This window comes from Caballeronia telluris (assembly GCF_001544495.1).
Classification (GTDB): Bacteria; Pseudomonadota; Gammaproteobacteria; order Burkholderiales; family Burkholderiaceae; genus Caballeronia; species Caballeronia telluris.
Window position 1 is genome coordinate 1 of record NZ_FCNZ02000116.1, and the last position, 1,656, is coordinate 1,656.

At 60.6% G+C, this 1,656-nt stretch carries 1 protein-coding gene; it reads right to left on the reverse strand.

What is annotated here, in order from left to right:
* A partial coding sequence (locus tag AWB66_RS32440) for a GGDEF domain-containing protein (protein ID WP_087634046.1) occupies positions 1-1,576 on the reverse strand: 1,576 nt, incomplete at its 3' end.
* Positions 1,577-1,656: the final 80 nt, after the last annotated feature.

A 1,656-nucleotide genomic window follows, 5' to 3' on the forward strand; every position in this document is an offset into this window, starting at 1 on the left:
CATGCGCAAGATTGATGTGTGCTACGGTTACTCGATTGCGGCCCGCACGTTTGGAGGCATAGAGCGACTCGTCCGCGAGTCGAAGCGCGTCAGCAAGCTCTGTAGAGGGCGGAAATCCGCAAACGACGCAGCCAATGCTGACCGTGATCGGCGAGCGGGCTCCGCTTGAGGTATTGGAGCCATCCGCACGTTTCAATGACTCCATCTCGACATCTGCGCGGATCGCCTCGGCGACGTTCGCCGCGTGCCGGGCTTCTGTGTCGACCAACGCTACGACAAACTCCTCCCCGCCATAACGAGCAGCGATATCGCCACTACGGCGGGCGTACCGTGCAATGCAGTCAGCAATCAACTGTAGCGCCCGATCGCCTGCGTCGTGACCGTGATTGTCGTTGTACGCCTTGAACTTGTCGGCATCAATGAAGTAGAGCGCGACAGTCTGGCCGTTTCGGCTGGCTAGCGCCCACAGTTCATCGAGCGCAGCGTCCAGCGTTCTCCGATTGGCGAGCCCAGTGAGTGCGTCCGTCCCCGCGATCTGGAGCAGCTTGGCTTGCGCGCTATCGCGCTGGCGCAACGCGAAGAAGAGCAACCAGACCGCAGCATTGAAGCAGCCGGTCACGGCCACAACTAAAGATCCGACGATAAGGGAGCGACGATTCCATTCGGCGGTGACGTCCTGCAACGACGGCGACATTGAAACGATCAGGTTGCTTCCCCGCACGCGGGCGTAGGTGTAAATACGCTCAACGCCGTCCAATGGGGAGCGTGCGTCGTAGGAGCCTCGCTCGGACCCGAGCATAGTGGCCAAGCTCGGCGAACTCAACATCGGCGGCAGAGCGTCCGGCGGCAGCGCCGGGTTGCGCGCAAGAAGAGTGCCGTCCGTTTGAATGACGAACGCCGATCCATGAGGGCCAACCTGGAGCTTGTTCAGCATCCGCTGAAAATAATTGACGTCGATGGCAAGCATTGCTACGCCCGCGAAGTCCCGATCGCGTCCGCAACTGATCCGACGGCTCAGGGCGATAGACAGCTCGCCCTCCCTGAGTCGAGACCGGAAGGGTCTCGATACGTATAGGCCGACGTCGGACCTGCTTCGATGGACAAGAAAGTAATCGCGATCGGCGAAGCTATTGCGAAGGATTCGGCCACCAGGGTCATCCGAGACGTTGGCAAGGGCGTCAAGCGCATAGATGCCACTGATAAAGCCCGCGATGGTCGAGCGATCGACGAGGACTTTCCGGCGGAGTTCGGGCGGGAGCGCCGCGACAGCAGGATCCTGCATGCCATCCACGACAGCCTGAAGCGCAAGGTCATAGACCTCGATGTTGCGTGCAACGTCACCGGCCATCGCTGACACGACGTTGGCAGAGCTTTGCCTTGCACGCTCAATCACTTCGTGGCGACCTTCGATCAGCACGGCCACGGTGGCGCTCACAACCAGCACACTCATCGCGCTGGCACTGATCGCCAGCCAGCGCGGTCTTTGCATAGCAAAAGTCGTGAGCTTACCCATGAAGGACACGTCATCCGGTCGCTTACGCTTGCCGTCGGCCGATTTCGCAATTCGTTTGCCCATGCAGATCACTGTGTCATCAGACCGGGGCGCCAATCGCGCACGACTGCTTCGAATTGCGATCCATAGCCCAGCGCGTCGGG